A 20,640-nucleotide genomic window follows, 5' to 3' on the forward strand; every position below is an offset into this window, starting at 1 on the left:
AAAGGAAATTTATGATCCTTTTTGTAAACTCACTAACAGTGATTGATTTTTCTTACTTGTGTAATAAACGCGGCGCAGTTGGCGAGAGCTGGATTGTGGATTTAACTCTGCACGGTCAATTAAATGATGAATCGATGGTCCTTGATTTTGGTTTAGTCAAAAAACAGATTAAGGGCATTATTGATAACTGTATCGACCATAAACTTGCTGTGCCTAACAGTCTAAACGGTTCAATTATAAAGCATGCTGATCACAGCGTGTTAGATTGTCACTTTGGTGATAATTACCACTTAGCTATGAGTGCTCCAAATCAAGCATTTTGTTTAATTGATGCTGATATTGTTGATGAAAAATCGGTAACTGAGTTTTTAATTAAAACTATTATGCCTGAGTTACCTAGCAACATTGAAAAGATTGAAATTAATTTATACCCAGAGCACAGCCAAAGCTTTTACTATCACTATAGTCACGGTCTTAAAAAGCACGATGGTAATTGTCAGCGTATTATTCATGGTCATCGCTCACAAATTGGTATTAGCCTTGATGGTATGGCTATGCCTCGCTTACAAAAAGAGTGGGCAGATAAATGGGAAGACATTTATTTAGCAACAGCTGAAGATGAAATTAATAAATCAGACCTTAAGCATGTAACAGCACAAGATAACGATGTATGTTTTGCTTATACATCACAGCAAGGCTATTTTGAAATGGCGATTGATAAGTCACGCTGCGACATTTTACCTTGCGATACTACGGTTGAGTGCATTGCAGACTACTTAAGTTCACAAGTTAAAAACCAATACCCTGAATCAGAAGTAAAAATTACAGCTTATGAAGGGGTTGGCAAGGGGTCTATAAGTTATGCGTAAAGGATTACTAATAGCAGCATTTGCAGGATTGTTTTCTTTAACTGCAAGTGCTGTTGAATTAAAAGGACATTTAACTCAAGGCGGTTTAGTGACTGGCCAGATTGAAGGTGCTAAAAGTGTTAGCTTAAATGGTGAGTCTCTTAAGCTTTCAACAAATGGTGAGTTTGTGTTCGGTTTTGGTCGTGATGCTAAGGCAAATCATACCCTTTCTTGGGTTGATAGGGCAGGTGTAAGTCACGAACAAGAAATTGTGATCACAAAACGTGATTACAAAATTGATAAAATCACCGGTGTTGCAAAAAAATATGTTTCGCCCCCTAAAGAAGTGTCTGAACGTATTAGCCGTGAAGCTGTTGCTGTTCGTAAAGCTAGACAAGTTAATTCTGATTTACGTTATTTTTTAGATCCCGTTTATAAGCCTGCAGTTGGGCGAATTTCTGGTGTTTATGGTAGCCAGCGCTACTTTAATGGTGAACCACGTCGACCACACTTTGGATTAGACATTGCCAATAAAACGGGTAGTCCAGTGTATGCCCCAGTCAGCGGCACAGTGGTTTTTGCTGATGCTGACTTATATTACTCTGGTGGTACTTTAATTCTTGACCATGGCCATGGCGTTACCTCTACTTACATTCATTTAAGCAAATTAGATGTAAAAGTAGGGGATGAAATTAAGCGTGGCGATAAAATTGCTGAGATCGGCGCGACCGGTCGAGTTACCGGCCCTCATTTAGACTGGCGTTTTAATTGGAAGAATGAACGCCTTGACCCTGCGCTAATGATGCAAGACACATTAGCTAATAAAAAGTAGAGACTATGACACAACAAATCGATCGTGACGCTATTATTGCAAAGCGTATTGCTGACTCAACAACATCAGTAACAAAAACTGTTTTTCCTGGCCGTACCAACCACCACAATACTTTATTTGGCGGTGACGCGTTGGCGTGGATGGATGAAGTAGCGTTTATTGCTGCTACACGTTTTTGTCGTAAGCCACTTGTAACGATTTCGTCTGACCGTGTAGATTTTAAAGAAGCCATTCCGGCTGGTACATTCGCAGAGCTTATCTCTAAAGTTGTACATGTAGGTAATACCAGCCTTAAAGTAGACGTTGAAATCTTTTTAGAAAGAATGCACAAAGATGACAAGCACTTAGCTATTTCAGGTAGCTTTACGTTTGTTGCTGTTGATGATAACCACAGACCAACTCCGGTAGTTTGCGATAAAATGATTAACGGTTTCGAATAAGACTTACTGCAAGTTTAAAGTGAATTAAGCACCTTCGGGTGCTTAATTTTTTACCGTTAAAGAACACATCATACTAGTTATGTTATATGAATCTATCAGCAAGGAACAAAATATGCAACTATAAGTAATCAAAGGGGGGAGTGCGATGCGTTTAATATTACTGGTTATTTATATATTAATTATATTGTTGGCTTTTAATCAACTCGAAGGTTACCTGTTTGATTTAGCAGGCGCTTTGCGTGGCGTGCTGATTATATGTAGCTTATTACCTGCAATACTTTTATTGTTATGGAATAAAAAGCTTTCTTTTTGTTTAGTTTTTTTAAGTATTGGCTTAGTTCTATTTCACTTTAAACCTTACTCATCATCTGAAGCTGTTAAAAATTCCGATATCAAAATCGCACAAGTAAATTTGCAATATAGCAATCCTAACTTAGCACAGATCATCGACAGTCAATTTTTAGGTACGCAAAATGATATCTTGGTACTGTTTGAGTTTAATGATACGCAGCGCCATGTGCTTGATGAACTCAACACGCAATATCATTTGTTTGGTTATGCTGAAGTTGAAGGGGCACCATTTGGCATTCTTGTTATCTCCAAGCTACCTATTGTGCAAAGGCAAATTAAACGCTTTGATAATCCTAAACTTGGCTATGTAAAACTTAGTTTCTTGTACAATAACATTATGTTAAATAGTGTTTTTTTTCATCCTCCATCACCTAGAACTCATACTTTATGGAGTCAGAGAAATAGGGTATTAAGTGAAGTTAGTAATGAAATTAAAAACTTGAAAGGGAGTTGGTTAGTTGCCGGTGATTTTAATACAGTACCTTGGTCACGGTACTTTATAAAGACTAAAAGCAGTTGCTTTAATCGCACAGGTTTTTATACAAGTTGGTCTTTCAATAATCAGCTAAGTGATTTAAAAGTTTTGGGTTTACCAATAGATCATTGTTTAGTGAGTGAAGATGTTTCTTTATCTAATGTTGGTGTTAACTCAGTAAACGGCAGCGACCACAAACTGCTGCACTATGAACTCACATTTTCTACGCATTGATTAAATTTAAGGTGACTATTTTCAATTAATATATCAACTAGCATAGTTAGCTCAAAGTTATCCCAAGGTTTTGCGGTAATCATATTAGCTATATTATTGTTAAGTGCACTTTTAGAAGCTTCTAGCTCTGCATAGCCAGTAATCAAAAGGCGAGAGCAGTTCGGCTGTAGCAATTTAATATCCTCTAGAACAGCAAAACCACTGATTGCAGGCATCAACAGATCACAAATGACTAAACTAATAGGGTTCTTTTTCGCATACTCAATTGCCGATAGAGGGTCGTTGAAACAAATTACATGGTTGTTAGTACCTAATAACCGTTTTAGCGACCTTAAAATTGCTTCATCATCATCGATGATTACAATGTTTTTTTTCATGAATGCGCTCCAAATAAGTGCTTCAAGTCATACAGCATATGTTTAAAGTTTCGTTTATGAGGGAATAGCCAAAAGGCTCTGTTTGAATACATAAGTGCTTTTGAATACTGACCAAGTTCACGGTAGAACTCGCCATAGCATTCACTTAATCGTGCTTTAATTTTTTTTCGTTCATTGTTTGATACAACAGATTGGTTACGATTAATAATTTCGACCATCGCTGCTAATCTATTTTCTCTATTTGATGTTATAGAGTTAGCACGCATTAGATAGTGCATTGCACATAGCGTTGAATAACCTACATAACCTTTTTTAGCTATTTTTAACCAGCAATCTAAATCGGTAGCGCTACTTAACTTATTATCAAAACCACCCACCTCAACAATGGCAGAGCGCTTAACCATGACCGACGAAGTGCCAACAATGTTGGTGGTGATCATTTGGCTTATTGGATTATCAAGAAATTGGAAGTCTGTGTTTTCTTCATTGCATTTAAACTCAGGCCAGTAATCAAAACAGCCAATTATATCTTCGTTGTTTTCATTAAAATGCATGTAGTCAGTAAAACTTAACACGCAATCTGGGTGTTTTTTATGAAATGATAACTGAGCTGCAAGTTTATCTGCTGACCAATAATCATCGGCATCTAAAAAAGCTAAGTACTCTGACTTTGCTTGCGTAATTGCCAGGTTACGAGCAGCGACAACCCCTTTTCTTTGTTGGCTAAAGATGCGTACTTCACTTTTGTCAGCAGCTAGTTGCTCAAGGTATTCTTTGCTGCCATCTGTAGAGCCATCATCAACAATAATGATTTCAAAATTTACATTTTTTTGCTGGTAAATGCTGTTAATACAGGTATCTAGATACTGCAAACAGTTGTAGTTGGGAATGATAATACTGACTTGGCTGTTCATAATATGCTCCAATAGCATTTCTTCACGTAGTAAAGGATACGCAATTTAGACGCCAGCTTTAAATCTGTATTTTCTTTGAAATTACTCAGCCTTTTCTCTTTGTGCGTTGCATTTTGCAAATCTTCGGTAATTTTTTATCTCAATTCGGGAATATTTCGGTTTTTTTGCTGGGTATGGAACTTGCCATAGCTCTTATAACAGTTTTTATAGGAGCGTTTTTATGAAGCATATTGCTATTTTGGTCCCAAGCTTTCCAATTGCATCAGAAACATTTGTTGTAACGGAAATTAAAGCTCTTCTAAACGCAGGGCATAAGGTGACAGTTCTTACATTTGAAAAAACCTCTGTGATGATTAATTTAACCAGTGCCATTGAAGTTAAAAAAATCACTAAACCTGCGTTTAAATTGATCTTACCTTCTATGTTTAACATTTATAAGTTAGCAAGGGCAACGCATACTGCAGCTCAATTTAAATCAATTTCAACACAATCATTACTTGCGTATGGTTATCAAATTGCACGCTATATAAAAGCTGCAAAGATAGACCATTTACATTGTCATTTTATGCATGGCCCACTTGCATACGGCATAGTTGCTGCAAAACTATCAGGCATTACCGTGTCTTCTATTGGCCACGGTCATGATGTTTACGTTAACAACGCAGATTTAAAACCAAAACTAGCACTTTGTGATTTTTCGATAGCGGTTTGTGAAGAAATGGCTATGCAATTTAAGCGCTTTTCAAAGAGCAATGTTAAATTGTTGCATTGCGGTATCGATACTAGACAATTTAAATTTGTACCATCGTCTCTTAATGAATCTGTGCGTTTGATTTTCATCGGCCGTCTTGTCGAGAAGAAAGGTCTGCAATTTCTACTACCTGCACTTAAGCATATTCCAAAAGAGTTTGGGATAACCCTCGATATAGTAGGGGACGGTCCAATGCTGAACGATTTAATGTACATGGCTGAAGAGCTTGGTATTCGTAAATATATACGCTTTCTAGGTGAAAAACCTCATGATTGGGTTAGCTCAAACCTAATTTATTATTCTGCGCTTATCGCGCCTTTTTGCGTCGCAGAGAATGGCGACCGTGATACGGGCCCGTTAGTTTTAAAAGAAGCCATGGCCTGTGGCCTTCCTGTTCTCACTACCACCTTAATGGGAGCAAACGAAATTGTAACCCCAAGTGTTGGTATGAAGTGTATGCCAGGCAGTATCTCCGGGCTTAGCAAAATGCTCTTTAAATTTCACCAGTTATCACCACAAAAGCGGTATTTACTTGGTCAAAATGCCAAGCAGCATGTGAATGAGCATTATAACGCAGTTAAACAAGCACAGCAGCTTTCCAAATGGGTTGAATCTTTATAGGGAGGTTTTATGAGTAACTTAAAACAAATCGGTTACTTTGCTTTAGCAATATTTGCAGTTAAAGGTTTTGGCTTTTTGCTTTTACCAATAACTACACGCTTTTTAGAAAAAAGCGAATTTGGTGAACTAAATTTTTTAGTAACCATGTCAGCGTTATGCTCTTTAGTGGTTTCGCTTGGTTTACCTGAGCTACTGCTAAAACAACAGTATCCATCTTTTCGTGAAAAAATGGCGTTATTTAGAGACTCTCTGGTATTAACAATCTGTTTTAGTGCGCTTTTTTTAGGCTGTAGCTTTATATTTAGCGAGCAAATTATTGCAACCTTACCTGCGCAAATAAAGGTGATTGATTTTAGGTTACTTATTTTAAATTTAACTTTTGCCTCGGTACTTGCTATCCCGTATACCTACTACCGGTTATTTGGTTACGCGCAAAAGTATTGTTTTTATAGTATTGCGCATGCTGTCATACAAACTTGTTTAACAATCACTTTGTTAGTTCTTGGTTTTAATGTAACCGGTGTAATGGTTTCAGGTGTTGTCTGCACGTTCATTATTATGTGTTTAACCTTAAGTGATATGCGAAGTGCACTTAAAGTGAGCTATTCTCGCTTTAGCTGGAGAATAAAAAAATCACAGACTGTATTCTTAACTTCAATTATCGCATCAGGTTTGTTTGTTTATGCCGGTAATGGTGCCGAGAACTGGTTCATTGTTGCACAGTTCAACGAGAGTGTCTTAGCAAGTTATTACGTCGCAGCACAATTCGCCATTATAACTTCATTTACATTTGAGCCAATCCGACTTTGGTGGTTTGCTAAGCGCTTCAGCTTAATTAAGCAAGATAAAACGCAATATCAAAATTATGCAATAACCTCATTAAATGCAGGCTTAGCTATGTGTGTTTTGATGAGTTTACTGGCACCAATCGCTCTAAACTCTGTACTTCCTGCTGAATACCATGGCAAAGATAGCTGGCTGATTTTATTAATTATTGTTGTAGCTATTCGTCATCACAGCGATATTTTTAATATAGGTTGCTACATGCACAAGAATGGTGTGTTTGTATCCTTAATTAACTTTATCACAGCGCTTTTAGGCCTAAGTCTACTGTATTTTTTAGTGCCCAACTTTGGAGTTGAAGGCGCAATTTTGTCGTTAATTATTATGCAAAGCTTTAAATTAGTTTGCCTTTACTCAGTTAGTCAATATTTCGAACCTCTAAATCTAAATTTTGCTGCATTAATTCCAAGCTGGTTAGCATTGGTCTCTATAACGTTTATCACATTACAGTTTAACGAGCTTAGTTATGCTAAATGGGTGGTGTGTTTAATTTATTTAGTTGGCCTAGCATTCCAATATAAATCTTTGATTAAGCATGTAATTACAAGCTTAATGAAGGAGCATCACTATGCTCAATTACTATAAACAAAATCAGTTATTCATTAATGGCATTTTAGTAACCTTACTTGTGGTTGTTACCTATGCCATTTTGGGCCCGATAGCAGTTTTTGCATTGCTGCTATTACCTTTTGCCGCTTTCACTGCAGTAAAGGTAAGTGTGGCTTTTATAATTTTGTTTATTTTATTTAGCTACTTTAGATTACACGAAGCTTTTCCTTTTTTAATGCCTTTTAAAATTCCTAAGTTACTCGCGCTTGCGTCACTATTGGGAATAGCTTGGCACCTGTTTATCTCACAAAAATTAAAGCCACATTGGCATACCAATCATCTGATATTTTTTGTTTGGTTTATTTGGCTTACTGTTTGCGTTTTTAGTGCCTCAAATCGCGGTTTAGCGATGGAGTACTGGTCAGGTGTACTGACAAAAGTACTCATTATGGTATTTGCAATCTCGTGGTGGATGAGCACATTAAAGCATTTTAATGTGGTTAGAATTGGCATCATGATCTCAGGTGCCGCCATTGCTTTAGTTGCCCTGAGTAACAAAATGAATGGCATTGGCCTAGTAGAAGGTACCCGCGTCACTATTTCGCGAGAACTTCGCTCGCAGCTTGGTGATCCTAACGATTTATCACTTGTAATGATGTTTCCCGTGTCTTTTTTAGCTGCTGAAGTATTTGATTCAAGTGCCCATAAATTTAGACGCATCATTGCATTTATTTGCTTAGTTATCGCAATCAGCGGTGTTATTGCAACACAAAGCCGAGGAGGCTTACTTGGCATTGCTGCTGTACTTAGTTTCTTTATTTACCAGAAAGTTAAAAATCCTGTAGTGGTCGGCTGCATTGGTGCCGTGGGCATGTTAGCCATGGTTGCTTTTGCAGGTATTGCAGATAGACAAAGTGGCGGCTCCCATGAAGGTGGTGTTGATGAATCAGCTATGGGCCGTATTTACGCATGGCAAGCTGCAATCAATATGGCAATACATAATCCATTAACTGGGGTTGGGGTTAATAACTTTGTCGTTAATTACTATTTCTACAGCCCACATTGGGATGGCAAGAATCATGCAGTACACAGTACGTGGTTTCAGGTATTAGGTGAAACAGGCATCGTAGGAATATGCATTTTTGTATTAGTGATTGCCTGTATTTATCGCACCTTGAACCGTGTGTTCTTAATGAATAAACAGATTAATGACAAACAAATAGATGTAAATGCGAAAGCGCTAAAGGGCGGCCTAATTGGCTTTATGGTGTCAGGCACCTTTTTAACTCAGGCATTTACATGGCCTATATATATCATTCTTGCTTTAACCATTGCCTTAGAAAAGCTTGTAATTGATAGACAAAGGGAGAGCTCACATGAGTGAAAATATTAAACAATGGCTTAAATCAAGTGACAGCCCATTTGCAAAATCGCTTTTTCAATTTGCTAAATCGATTCGCAATCCGCAAATGTGGGTTATCCCAGGTATTCATTCATTTATATATAAACTACATTTATTGGTTAAAACTGTAGTGAGTGAGCTTGGGCGCATTTTTTATTACACACCACTATTTAAAAGCCAAATTAAGGGCTCAAAAGCAAATTTATACCTGTATTCTGGTATGCCGCAAATTTTAGGAAAACTTGAAATTAGCTGTAATGACAACACACGAATTAGTGGCATCAGTACTTTTTGTGGGCGTAGTCATGGTAGTTACACACCCAAACTTATAATTGGCAGTAATGTTGATATTGGCTGGCAAAATGCGTTTTCTGTTGGTCGAAAAATTGTTTTAGAAGATGATGTTCGCCTTGCAGGTCGGGTATTTTTAGCTGGTTTTCCTGGTCACCCTCTAAACTCTGAAAGACGTGCTCTAGGTGATCCTGATGATGAATGCCAAGTTGGCGATATCATTATCAAACAAGGCGCTTGGATAGGCACCGGCGCAACTGTGCTTGCAGGTGTAACAATAGGCGAGGGTGCTATAGTTGCTGCAAGCGCTGTAGTTACTAAAGATGTGCCAGCAAATACTATTGTTGCTGGCAATCCAGCTAAAATTGTTAAAGAGCTGGAGGATTCGCTATGAAATTTATTGTATTCGGCGAAGACTGGCAAAGTCACCCAAGTAGTACACAGCACCTATTTAAACAACTAGCAAAACAACATCAGGTTATTTGGATTAACTCGATTGGTATGCGAAAACCAACATTTCGCTTGATTGATGTAAAACGAGTCTTTAATAAATTAAAAAGCCTTTTTTTATCAAAGCCCTCAAGACCGAAAACGACGACAACCAAAACTGGCCAGAATATTAATTTAACATCACACACATTAGCGGTTTTACCTTGGCACGATAGCGTAATAGTAAGGCTATTTAATAAATGGATTTTTAATCGAAAAGGTTTCATAGATGATGAGCCAATAGTTTATTGGCTTAGTGTGCCTACTGCAATTAGTCTAATCTCACCGCGAGCGCAGGATAAAGTCATTTATTACTGTGGAGATGACTTCTCGGCTCTTGCAGGTGTCGATCATAAGATGGTTGCGCCTTTTGAGAGCGAACTTATTGAAAAAGCAGATATTATTTATGTTGTTAGTGAATATCTTGCCTACAAAATGCCAAAATCTAAAGTAAAAATGCTTTCTCATGGGGTCGATTTAGAACTATTCACCACGCAAACACCGAAAGCCTTTGAACTTGAACAAATAAGCAGACCCATTATTGGCTTTTATGGCTCCTTAAATGCTTGGCTTGATAAAGCCTTATTGTTAAGGCTAGCTAAAGATAGGCCTGAGTATCAATTAGTATTGATAGGCCACCTTGTCGAAGACTTCTCTGAGCTACTCAAGTTAGACAATGTAACCCATATACCGGCTGTAGAGCATGATCGTTTAGCTTCATTTTCTCAGCATTGGCAGGTATCTATCTTGCCATTTGTTGATAATGAACAGATCAGGGCCTGTGATCCACTTAAATTAAAAGAATACATAGCCACAGGCACACCGATTGTCACGACACGCTTTGCTGCGGTTAATCCGTACCAAGAGACCATATTAATAGCAGACAACCACCAGGGCTTTATTGAGCGTGTCGACTATGCTGTAAGCCTAAGTAAATCAAACAACTTGAATTGGCGAGCAAACCAATCTCGGCAGGCAAGTGATCATAGCTGGCAAGCAAAAGCCAAGCTAGTCTGTAAACAACTTAGGTTTTGCTAAACAAACCTTTCAACCCAAAGCCGCATCTTGTATCGATACAAGATGCGGCTTTTTACATTTTGGCTCACTAACTGCAATTAAATAACTATCTATAGAAATCTCGGTTGTTTTTATCAATTTGCAAATTAAAACCGAGCAATTTCGCAAAATGCAAAGCAAAAGGTAAAGTATGTTAGTTAAAGAGCAGATCAAACGGTTAATTTATTTAGGGCTTTATGCGCTTTACACGCGTATTAAGCTCTTTATTATTCCGTTTTGCATTGTGCCAATCGTCGTCATTGCGCTTGGCTTATCTGCGCAAAAACAATATACCAATCACGCCACCATCTTAATTGAAGAGTCTGCACTACTTAATCCTTACTTAGATGATCTGTCTTTCTCGTTTCAGCTTTCTGATCGTATGGCAGCGCTGCGTACCTTAGTTATCAGTCGTAAGGTACTTATTGCAGTAGCAAAAGAAACCCAATTAATAGCTGAAGATGCTACGCCAAAACAAGTTGAAGAAATTCATCAAAAACTATCTAAAGCGTTATCACTTTCGTTAATTGGCGATGAGCTGGTCCGCATTAACTTTATTTGGCATGACCAATCACAAATGAAGCCAGTACTTGAAAAGGTGGTAGAAAAATTTATTGAACGTTTATTAGCACCAACAAAGGCGTCACTTGATACTTCTGAGCAGTTTTTCTTTAAACAGCTCGATAGTTTACGCGAAGAACTTGAGTTATCTGAAGAAGCCCTGGCTGATTTTAAAACCAAAAACAGTAATACCTTACCCGATGTATTACATAGCAATCGCCAAACCTTCGACAGCTTACTAAGCGAAAAACAACAAAAGCTGATTGCTCTTTCAGGCGCTAAAGCAAAACTGAATGCCTTAGTGAGTAAAGTAGGGCAGGCCAATCCAATTTTAGGCAATTTAGAAGAAAAGATAATTCGTACTGAATCTGAATTAAGTCTTTTGAGAACACGCTATACCGATAAACATAGCAAGATTATCGAGAAAAAACGCACACTGGCAAACTTAAAAAGTCGCCAACAGGCGTTGTTAGCATCAAGTGAAGAGCTAGACACAACGAATCTTGATCAGTTATGGCAAATGGTTAATACGCTTCCGTCTGGTGATGGTAAAGAGAGCAGTGTTTTAGTATCACAACTTCTTGCGCTTGAAGAGGCCCGTAATAATTTACTTCAGCAAGAGCAAGAATTTGCAATGCTCGAAGAGCAAGTGCAGCTTGTCAGTGAACGTCTGTTAGTAACCAGTGATGTAGAAAAACAATTACGTAAACTAGAGCGTGATTACGATGTTAAACAATCACTTTATAAAGACATGCTGAGCCGTTACGAAATGGCCAAAGTTACGGGCAAATTAGTTAAATACGAAGGACCTGACAAAGTTAAAACAATTGAGCGAGCTTATAGCCCAACACAACCTATCAATACATCAATGCTGATGACCGTTATCGTTGGCATTGTGCTTGGAATTTTCACAGGTAGTGCAAGCGTATTTGTTGCTGCACTTTGTGACAGTCACTTAAAAGATATTAAAACGATCGAAAAACTTACCAGCGCAGAGGTGGTAACAGTACTTCCTATCGTCAATGCCGAATCTAACTTCGGTAATATTGAAGGAGATAAATTATGAATGTCATGCACTTAGTTCAACACCTGCAAGTAGGTGGCCTAGAAAAAATGGCAATTACTTTACTCAAAAACAGCCAATTTAGTAGTTCAAGTATTATTGTTTCTCTTGAGGGAGATAGACAATCTGCGTTTGAGCAATGGCCAGAGCTTGAACAATTTAGCCATCGCGTGATTTGTTTAAACAAAAAATCAGGCGTGAGTATTTCTGTTATCGCAAAGATAAAGGCATTAATAAAAGAGCATGATATCGATATTATTCACAGTCATCATGTTGGCCCTGTTATTTATGCTGGCCTTGCTTGTGCGTTGACCGGTGATTCGGTTCGTCATATATCAACAATTCATGATGCCTGGTATTTAAATAACGTTAAACAATGTACTTTCACTAAGTTGCTGGATTTATTGACAAATATTTATTGGGTTGCTGATGCACGTATTGTTGCTGACGAATTTAGAGCTAAAACGTCAATCATTCCTGAGCGCACAATTTTAAATGGCATTGATTTCGATACCTTTGTGGCTATAAATAAAACAACGGCTAGAAGTCAGCTTAACTTACCCCACACAGCTAAGTTGGTTGGCTGTGCCGCCAGGTTAATTGAAGGAAAAGGTCACAAAGATCTTATTCATGCTTTGCATTATTTACCTCAGGATTACCATATTGTGTTTGCAGGTGACGGCGAACAGAAAGTCACTTTAATGAATTTGGTACGTAATTTAGGCCTTAACGAACGCGTGCACTTTTTAGGTAATGTACAGGACATGCGGGCCTTTTATTCGAGTATCGACGTTATGTGTTTGTATTCACAACGAGAGGGTTTGCCATTATCAATTATTGAAGCCATGGCATGTGGTATTCCGGTTGTAGCTTCCGATGTTGGAGGCATTCATGAAGTTCTTACTAAGAATGAAGGTGAACTTGTGTCTCCTCACGAATTTAACAAACTTGCACCGGCTATTTTAAGAGCAAGTAGACTTCCGCATGGTTTATGTATTCGTCATCACGCTATTGCTATTGCGGATGCCAGAACCATGAGTAGTAAATACGACAATTTATATTCTGCATTAGCAGTGTAGGAGCCAACCATGACTATTTTTACTACATTATTTATCATTTTGATGTGTATTGCTGCATATCATCATGTTGGCTACCCATTATTACTAAAGTGTGTTGCAAGCAAAAAGCATAAACCAAGCAAGCAAACCGTTTTTGATGACAACTACACACCGAATATTGCTGTTTTGATGTGTGCTTACAATGAACAACAGCATATTGCAGAAAAGCTTTATAACTTAGCATCACTAGTTTATGACACTCATCATTACTCCATTCATGTTTATTTTGATGGTTGCACCGATAAAAGCTATCAACAAGCTCTTCAAGCACAGCAGGTATTACATAAGCAAGGCGTGCATTGTTATTTTCACCATCGTGATGAAAACCAAGGGAAAGTACAAGGGTTAAATACCTTGATGGGGATGGCAAAATATCACAATGATATTTTACTGTTCACTGATGTTAGTGCTTTATTGAGTATTGATGCATTAAACAAAGTGGCTAAGCAATTTAGTGATCCGCAAGTGGCAATTTCGACAGGTGTGTACACCTTAGATGAAAATGCCCCTGATGCGCAAAAAGCCTACTGGCAGTACCAAAACCAAGTGAAAAAATCGGAGTCAAACCTAGGCGCCGTGATTGGCGTACCAGGGGCAATGTTCGCCATGCGCGCTGAATACGCGTGTGAATTAGAGAAAAACACCATCAACGACGACTTTGTATTATCAATGAAAGCATTAAGCAAAGGCGGTAAGGCCGTAGTCGATGAAGATGTAGTCATTTACGAGCGAGAATGCGATGAGCAAAGTGAGGATTATAAACGCCGAGTAAGGCTAGGTGCGGGTAATTGGCAGCAAATTAAAGCGCTTTTTTTATTACTTAACCCGCGTTTAGGGTGGACTTGTATGAACTTTTTCTCGCACAAAGTATTACGTGGCTTAATGCCAATTATTTTAGCCTGTATTTATGGCTGTGTAATGATAGAGGCCCTCGTGTCGCAGTCTATGTGGTCATTATTGATTGCTACAGGCATTTTGTCACTTCACGCAGTACAAGCTGTTAAAACTATATTCGCGTTTAAAAAACGCATTCCTATCGTCGATAAAGTTAATTACACCTTAAATAGCTACTTTTTAGCACTTTGGGGGATCATTCGTTATGAACAAGGTTACTTCGACACCCCTTGGCAACGTGTAAAATCTGCGAGTAAAGCACAAACCAAGTCTGTTATTAGAGTCATCAAACGAAGCTTAGATATTGCAGGTGCCTTATTTGCGTTAAGTCTAGTTTGGCCTGTTTGTTTAATTGCAGCGCTGGCTATAAAGCTTACATCTAAAGGTCCTATCATCTTTAAGCAACTTAGAGTGGGTGAAAGCTCAGATGACTTCGTTGAGTTATTTTATGTTTATAAGTTTCGCTCTATGGTGGTTGATGCTGAGTCGCGTTCTGGTGCTGTGTGGGCCAGTAAAGATGATCCAAGAATAACGGCAGTAGGGCGCTTTATGCGTAAAACACGAATTGACGAACTTCCGCAATTAATTAATGTGCTCAAAGGCGAGATGTCATTAATTGGCCCAAGACCAGAGCGTCCTGTTTTTTATGGTAAATTAGAAAAAGACATCCCTTATTTTTGCCAGCGTACTTACGGGGTTAAACCAGGTATTTCTGGTCTTGCTCAAGTGATGAACGGTTATGACGAAACCATAGACGATGCACGCAGTAAAATTGGCTGGGATTACGCCTATTCACTGAGTATGTCATCACCGCGTGCTTGGGCGAAGCTTGAGTTTTCAATTGTGGTTAAAACATTACAAGTTGTCTTTACAGGCAAAGGGCAGTGATACCAATCCACGTCTTTTTTATCAAATAAATTAAGCAAATCACGTTGCATAATGCAAATTAACAGCAAAAAGTTAATTGCATTATGCATCACCCCATCATTTAGCCTTTAAATTACAACACCTTATAAACTGGCATTTTAGTTGTACTAGTTACTATGACTAACCAATTTAACTAAGGTGAAGATCATGGCTAACAACACATCATTTTCTAACGATACCAAACTAATTTCACTACCTAGTGACTTTTCTGGTCTAGCCGTCGATGGCTTTAAAGATCAGTTTGAAGAGGTTGCACATGGCAAACAGCAAAGTGTGGTACTCGATTTTAGCTCTACTACATTTATTGATTCATCTGGCATTGGTGCCATGGTGTTCTTATATAAACGTATTGAGAAAAAAGGGCAAAAATTATCACTGCTTAATGTGTCTGGGCAACCACACAAACTAATGAGTCTATTAAGAGTTGATAAGACGATTCCATTTATCGAACAAGCTGATATCGCGTGAGGTGATTTATGAAGCACATACTATTTACAATCATTTTGCTAACGCTTGGTGGATGTGCTTCTTGGCCTGATGAGGGGCAAGGAGGCTGGGCAGAAAAATATCAAAATTATCCGCTTACTGATGAACAACACGAGATGATCTATGACACACAAGAAACCGTGGTGCTAAGCGAATTTCAACATCATGTTTTAAAGTTAGATTTATTAAAAGCACAAGGGATACAGCAATGTATGCCAGCACAACTGCTAAAAGCACAAATATACGAAAACCGTATAAGACGCCTAATAGCAGCGCAAATGTGGTCTGATGTTGAGCATGATTTACTTATTCACTATCACGGTTTAAATCAGCTTGCGAAGCACTTTGAAACTGTTAATGCGATGAGCCAATGTGCAGGCGTTACTGATACTGAAAAAAACATGACAGCATCACTTAAAGACCAGATCACTGAGCTTTTAAATAGTGATAACCAGTTCTCGCTGAATGATTTTCAGGTTACTCCTAAATACATCACACGTTTAGCACAAGCGGCTGACTTAATTAAACAAGTTGATGAAGTTAACTTACTGCTTGTTGGTCATGCTGACATTAGTGGTCAGCAACAAAACAACTATGAGTTAGCACTTAAGCGTGCCGAAACAGTAAAACACTGGCTAGGTATTTATGGTGTAAACCCAGCGACAATAACAACCTTAACGCAAGGTAGTTTAACACCGTACAGCGACGAACCTGACTCAAAACCTAAACGTCATTCAGATAGACGAGTAGAGGCAATTATTATCGACATGAATGAAGAAAAAAGCACGAAACAAAGCCATGCATTATCCAGCTGGACCAAAATCCTAAATGGTCCTAAGGAGCAATAACATGAAACAGTTAATCTTACTTTGCTTACTGATTTTCGCCTTACCGACTTTCGCTGAAGAAATAGAAGTAGGTAATAAACTTTACTTATATTTACCAGGTGAAGCTGAGTTTAGCGAACCGTTTGAAGTTGATAAAGAAGGCACAATTACCTTACCTGAGCTAGGTCGTTTTAAAGTAGCAGGCTTACAGCTTGACGATGTGCAAAGTCAATTACGCACAGCATTAAGTGAAATGTATGTGGCGATGGATGACTTTTACGTTGAAATTCACTCTCGTGATATTTTCATTAATGTAATGGGCTATGTGAACGATCCATCACAAGTGAGCATCCCTAAAGATGGCAATATTCAAATGGTGATTGCGCGTGCAGGTGGCTTAAAACCAGGCGCTCAGCTTGACCGTTTACAAATTCGCCGTGCTGGAGAGATGATTGAGTTTAACTACAAAGCCTACCTAGACTCAGGCAACATAGATTTGCTTCCCGCACTTCAAAGTGCAGACACGGTATTTGTCCCTGTGTCGCCATTATTAGGAAACGTGCAAATCGACTTTGATGCACAAACGTTAAGTGCATCTGGTGACGCAAGTGATAACAGTGCCATCACATTGCTTGGCGAAGTACACAATCCGGGCAGCTTTTCATTTAAAGAAAACATGAGTGTACTTGATGCACTGATGCGTGCCGAAGGGGTAACACGCTATGCAGATGTGACGAAAATTCGCGTTATTGTTGATAAGACACCGGTTGTATTTGATTTAAAAGCCTATTTAGATAAACCCAATAACGATACCATGCCACAGCTTAAAGCAGGCTCAACCATCTATGTGCCAATTATGGTTGATGATGTAAATACCACATCAAGAACTGTCTATATCATGGGTGAAGTACAAAAGCCTGGCGCTTATGAAGCAGCAGATAACACCAGCTTTTTAGACATACTTGCCAATGCAGGTGGGCCAACTCGCTTTGCCGAAACGCGTCAAATAAAAATCTTAACGCCAGCCGGCGAAAACATCCTGTTTGACCTGCAAGGCTACAGTGAAGGGCTCATTGCTGTAAAAGTACCAAATCTAAATCCAGGCGATGTGATTTTTGTACCAGAAAAAACTGATCAAAATGAAAAAAGCTGGTTAAAAGTTCCTCCTAAGCGTGCCATTAAAATTATCGGCGCCATTTTATCGCCGGGTCGTTATGAGTGGAGCCCTGAAATGGACTTTACAGATTTACTGGCTCATGCCGGCGGTCCAACCAAAGGGGCAAACATCAATGACATTAAAATTGTTAGAAACGGCGAAATCACGAAACGTTTTGATTTAGAGCAATACACGATTAATGATTCGGGTAAATACGCATTACCTAACTTATTGGCTGGCGACACCATTATTGTTGAAGAGCTACCGGTTGACCCTGCCGACAATAAATCACAATGGATCCGTCAAGAATCAAGCAAATCAATATATATTATGGGGCAGGTGGGCTCACCAGGTCGTTATGCATTTAACACGAATATGCACTTTATCGACATTTTAGCCGCCGCTGATGGCCCTACAGATAACGCTGATTTACGTAATATTCGTATTACACATCGCAATGATAACACCGCAAGAGTTAGCAAGTTAAACCTTGCACTGTATTTTGAAACCGGTGATGAAACATTATTCCCGCATGTGTTACCGGGCGATACCATCTACATTCCAGAAAAAGATAAAGATTGGCTACGTACACCGAAAGAGCAAGTAGTTCGTATTATGGGGGCGGTTGAAAAACCAGGTCGTTACAGCTTTGATGACACCATGACGGTACTTGATGTACTTGCAGAAGCGGGAGGTCCATCAAGCTCAGCGCTTATCGACAAAATTGTGGTGGTCAATCACTCCTGCTGTAAAGAGCAGTCTCGTGTGTTTGATTTAGAAGAGTTCGTCAAGAACCCTAATTCAGCGTATATCCCTGTGTTACGCGCTGGCGATACTCTTTATGTACCAGATAAAGGCCAAGATTTAATGAGTCAGTTTAAATCAAACTTCTTAGATTTTATTACTGTTGTTGCTTTAGTGGTGGGCTTATGAAACTAATACCAGCGCAATACCAAGAACTTGAAGCCGTGTGTAACGAGATAGATAACACTAAAGCACGTTGTATCTGCTTTATCTCATTAACGGGGAATGAAGGCTCTACATCGCTATGTGCCAGTGTAGCTAAACGTTTAAGTTTACAGGCGGCCAAAGTTTTAATCATCGATTTAAACCCGCTCAATCCGTTTAAATTTGAACAACCAGACACAGTTGAATCATGGTGCTTTAGTGATATCTCATGTCAGCTTAATATCATTAATACTGAGCAAGTTGATTTACTGACTATGCAACACTTAAGAGAGCTTGAATCAGTTAAAAGTAAAAATGTGCTGAATGACGCCATTGAACGGATAAAACAAGAGTACGACTATATTTTTTTAGATATGAGCCCGGCGTTAAAATGTAATCGCGGTAATGTACCACTGCATGCTTTAAGCCTATGTACGGATCTCACATTTTTAACGGTATCGCTTGGCTATAACGATGAAGAAGCCTTGTGTCATGGGATGGCGAATTTAGAACATGCTGGTGTAACTAAGATAAAAATAGTTGTTGCCCAGCATCAATTTGCACCTTTAGGTAGCCGTATCGTCAGAACTCTTAAAGCATTTCAGCCAAAATGGCCTAAACTGACAGAGTATCTATTAAACAAAGTTATTAAACAGCGTTGGTTATTTTTACCCTACTGAGACTCTGAATGGACTGCTTATATCAAAAGACTTTTAATTTAGATTGGCCTACGGTCAGCGAAATTCGCCATATTTTAAAGCATGTTTTAACGGCGATCAGTGTTAAAAATCAAGATATTGATGCAGCAGGGTTAGTCGCTACCGAATACCTCACTAATCTGTTACGCCATAGTGATGAAACGGCTAGGTTTGTGCAGTTTTCTATGCATAAACTTGCAGACAAACAACTATTGATTGAATTTAAAGACAGCATGCCAAGCTATGACTTATTTAATCAACAACCTAATCAGTGGCAAATAGATAGTGGCGAGTTAGTTGAAGGGGGCATGGGGGTGGCGCTTATAAAGCACTACTTTCCTAATGCCAGCTATAAAATTGTCGATCAGCAAAACATATTTTCATTTTGTTTAACCAATATAGATAAACGACCCACACTTATCTACATAGACGATGATAAAGCCCAGCTTGCCTTGCTTAATGCCTATTTGTCTGAACATTTTCAGGTGATTTGCTGTGAAGACAGTGAGTCAGGCTGGCAAGAAATTCTTACCTCTGGCGCTACAATTTTGCTGCTTGATCATAAACTCAAAAATGGTACCAGTGAGCCATTACTTAAAAAGCTAAATCAATCTAATCTTAAAACAAATTTATCTGTAGTGATGCTTACAGGTGATGACAGTGAAGAACTTATAAAACGTATAAACCTGTTAGGTGTTGATGATTATTTAGTAAAACCAGTTAGCAAAACACGTTTACTGCAAAGTATTGAGCGGATTGTGCATCGTTTTTCAGCACTAAAGTATTTAATCAATGAAGAACGCATGCAAACCAAACAAAAAATAGGCGAGTTTAATGCGTATAATTTTGGCTCAATCATCAGTCAAAATGGCGGGGATTTTTGTATGTACCCCCACCAGCAGCAAACCCCCGTTATTATCGGCGATATGATGGGACACGGTATAACAGCCCTCAAAGAAAGTTTTGCTATAAAAGGATTTTTAAGTGGCTGTTTAGCGACTCAAATTCCATTAACCGATGTTTTAAAGACACTGAATCAGGCACTTTATGAACAGCGGCTTTGTAAAAACAGCCTAGTAACATTATTAATTGGCTTTATCGAAAATAACACGCTTCATTGGTTTAACGCAGGTCACCCAGCCCCTTGCGTGATAACAACACAAGGAAAGCTGCTTCAACTTAGCGGAACTGATCCTTTGTTAGGCCTTTCTGACGACCATCAATACCAGCATTACCGCTATGACTTAAGTGATGTTGCGCAGATTTTATTATTTACCGATGGCTGGCTTGATAATCAGAAGATGAGTGAGGTTGACCAAATCATTGCTAAATTAACGCATGATAACTTACACAGTGAGGAGTTTGCCTATGCTCTTTGGCAAGCAAGCCAAGTAAAACTATCGGCTGAAATAGACGATGCCTCATTAATTGTGATCAATAAACACTAAAGTTTGAGTTTACAAACCCACTGAATACACACTAAGCTACT

The 20,640-nt window shown here is 38.6% G+C and carries 19 protein-coding genes; 17 read left to right on the plus strand and 2 right to left on the minus strand.

Annotated elements, in window-relative coordinates:
* Window positions 1–11: 11 nt before the first annotated feature.
* The 4 genes from EVU92_RS12370 (at window position 12) to EVU92_RS12385 (ending at window position 3,180) form a co-directional block, all read left to right on the plus strand.
* Window positions 12–869 (plus strand): 6-carboxytetrahydropterin synthase, encoded by an 858-nt coding sequence (locus EVU92_RS12370; protein WP_130051477.1) that lies wholly within the window; start codon window positions 12–14, stop codon window positions 867–869.
* Complete coding sequence (locus EVU92_RS12375; RefSeq protein WP_130051478.1) at window positions 862–1,680, plus strand: M23 family metallopeptidase; 819 nt, start codon at window positions 862–864, stop codon at window positions 1,678–1,680. The genes EVU92_RS12370 and EVU92_RS12375 overlap by 8 nt, the downstream gene beginning before the upstream one ends.
* A 5-nt stretch (window positions 1,681–1,685) precedes the next feature.
* Window positions 1,686–2,120, plus strand: a complete 435-nt coding sequence (locus tag EVU92_RS12380) for an acyl-CoA thioesterase (RefSeq protein WP_063705312.1) — start codon at window positions 1,686–1,688, stop codon at window positions 2,118–2,120.
* Window positions 2,121–2,265: 145 nt separating this feature from the next.
* Complete coding sequence (locus EVU92_RS12385) at window positions 2,266–3,180, plus strand: endonuclease/exonuclease/phosphatase family protein (protein WP_130051479.1); 915 nt, start codon at window positions 2,266–2,268, stop codon at window positions 3,178–3,180.
* Here the strand turns inward: EVU92_RS12385 and EVU92_RS12390 are convergent.
* Together EVU92_RS12390 and EVU92_RS12395 are read right to left on the minus strand one after the other, a co-directional pair.
* Window positions 3,153–3,557 carry a response regulator gene (locus EVU92_RS12390; protein ID WP_130051480.1) on the minus strand — a complete coding sequence of 135 codons (405 nt, stop codon included), beginning with the start codon at window positions 3,555–3,557 and terminating at the stop codon, window positions 3,153–3,155. The genes EVU92_RS12385 and EVU92_RS12390 overlap by 28 nt on opposite strands.
* The gene (locus EVU92_RS12395; RefSeq protein WP_130051481.1) at window positions 3,554–4,471 is read right to left on the minus strand and encodes a glycosyltransferase family A protein; all 918 of its coding nucleotides are present in this window, start codon (window positions 4,469–4,471) and stop codon (window positions 3,554–3,556) included. Before EVU92_RS12395 ends, EVU92_RS12390 begins: the two co-directional genes overlap by 4 nt.
* Before the next feature lie 220 nt (window positions 4,472–4,691).
* On the opposite strand from EVU92_RS12395, the gene EVU92_RS12400 reads away from it, so the two are divergent.
* From EVU92_RS12400 to EVU92_RS12460, 13 genes are all read left to right on the plus strand, one after another.
* Entirely contained in the window at window positions 4,692–5,843 is a 1,152-nt protein-coding gene (locus tag EVU92_RS12400) for a glycosyltransferase (protein WP_130051482.1), read from the plus strand.
* Between the two features lie 9 nt (window positions 5,844–5,852).
* On the plus strand, window positions 5,853–7,271 hold the full coding sequence (locus EVU92_RS12405) for an oligosaccharide flippase family protein (RefSeq protein WP_130051483.1): 1,419 nt from the start codon (window positions 5,853–5,855) through the stop codon (window positions 7,269–7,271).
* A complete protein-coding gene (locus EVU92_RS12410; protein ID WP_130051484.1) occupies window positions 7,255–8,619 on the plus strand; it encodes an O-antigen ligase family protein in 1,365 nt (454 codons plus the stop codon). Before EVU92_RS12405 ends, EVU92_RS12410 begins: the two co-directional genes overlap by 17 nt.
* Entirely contained in the window at window positions 8,612–9,322 is a 711-nt protein-coding gene (locus EVU92_RS12415) for an acyltransferase (protein WP_130051485.1), read from the plus strand. The genes EVU92_RS12410 and EVU92_RS12415 overlap by 8 nt, the downstream gene beginning before the upstream one ends.
* Window positions 9,319–10,455 carry a glycosyltransferase gene (locus EVU92_RS12420; protein WP_130051486.1) on the plus strand — a complete coding sequence of 379 codons (1,137 nt, stop codon included), beginning with the start codon at window positions 9,319–9,321 and terminating at the stop codon, window positions 10,453–10,455. Before EVU92_RS12415 ends, EVU92_RS12420 begins: the two co-directional genes overlap by 4 nt.
* 169 nt (window positions 10,456–10,624) lie before the next feature.
* Window positions 10,625–12,100 (plus strand): GNVR domain-containing protein, encoded by a 1,476-nt coding sequence (locus EVU92_RS12425; RefSeq protein ID WP_130051487.1) that lies wholly within the window; start codon window positions 10,625–10,627, stop codon window positions 12,098–12,100.
* Window positions 12,097–13,176 (plus strand): glycosyltransferase, encoded by a 1,080-nt coding sequence (locus EVU92_RS12430; RefSeq protein ID WP_130051488.1) that lies wholly within the window; start codon window positions 12,097–12,099, stop codon window positions 13,174–13,176. The genes EVU92_RS12425 and EVU92_RS12430 overlap by 4 nt, the downstream gene beginning before the upstream one ends.
* A gap of 9 nt (window positions 13,177–13,185) precedes the next feature.
* Window positions 13,186–14,997 carry a sugar transferase gene (locus EVU92_RS12435; protein WP_130051489.1) on the plus strand — a complete coding sequence of 604 codons (1,812 nt, stop codon included), beginning with the start codon at window positions 13,186–13,188 and terminating at the stop codon, window positions 14,995–14,997.
* 186 nt (window positions 14,998–15,183) lie between these two features.
* A complete protein-coding gene (locus EVU92_RS12440) occupies window positions 15,184–15,504 on the plus strand; it encodes an STAS domain-containing protein (RefSeq protein ID WP_054561490.1) in 321 nt (106 codons plus the stop codon).
* Between the two features lie 8 nt (window positions 15,505–15,512).
* Window positions 15,513–16,370 carry an OmpA family protein gene (locus tag EVU92_RS12445; RefSeq protein ID WP_130051490.1) on the plus strand — a complete coding sequence of 286 codons (858 nt, stop codon included), beginning with the start codon at window positions 15,513–15,515 and terminating at the stop codon, window positions 16,368–16,370.
* Between the two features lies 1 nt (window position 16,371).
* The gene (locus EVU92_RS12450; protein ID WP_130051491.1) at window positions 16,372–18,438 is read left to right on the plus strand and encodes an SLBB domain-containing protein; all 2,067 of its coding nucleotides are present in this window, start codon (window positions 16,372–16,374) and stop codon (window positions 18,436–18,438) included.
* Complete coding sequence (locus EVU92_RS12455) at window positions 18,435–19,133, plus strand: AAA family ATPase (protein WP_063705281.1); 699 nt, start codon at window positions 18,435–18,437, stop codon at window positions 19,131–19,133. The genes EVU92_RS12450 and EVU92_RS12455 overlap by 4 nt, the downstream gene beginning before the upstream one ends.
* Window positions 19,134–19,141: 8 nt before the next feature.
* Entirely contained in the window at window positions 19,142–20,599 is a 1,458-nt protein-coding gene (locus tag EVU92_RS12460; protein WP_130051492.1) for a SpoIIE family protein phosphatase, read from the plus strand.
* The last annotated feature ends 41 nt before the right edge of the window (window positions 20,600–20,640 follow it).

This window comes from Pseudoalteromonas sp. MEBiC 03485, from assembly GCF_004195145.1.
Taxonomy (GTDB): domain Bacteria; phylum Pseudomonadota; class Gammaproteobacteria; order Enterobacterales; family Alteromonadaceae; genus Pseudoalteromonas; species Pseudoalteromonas apostichopi.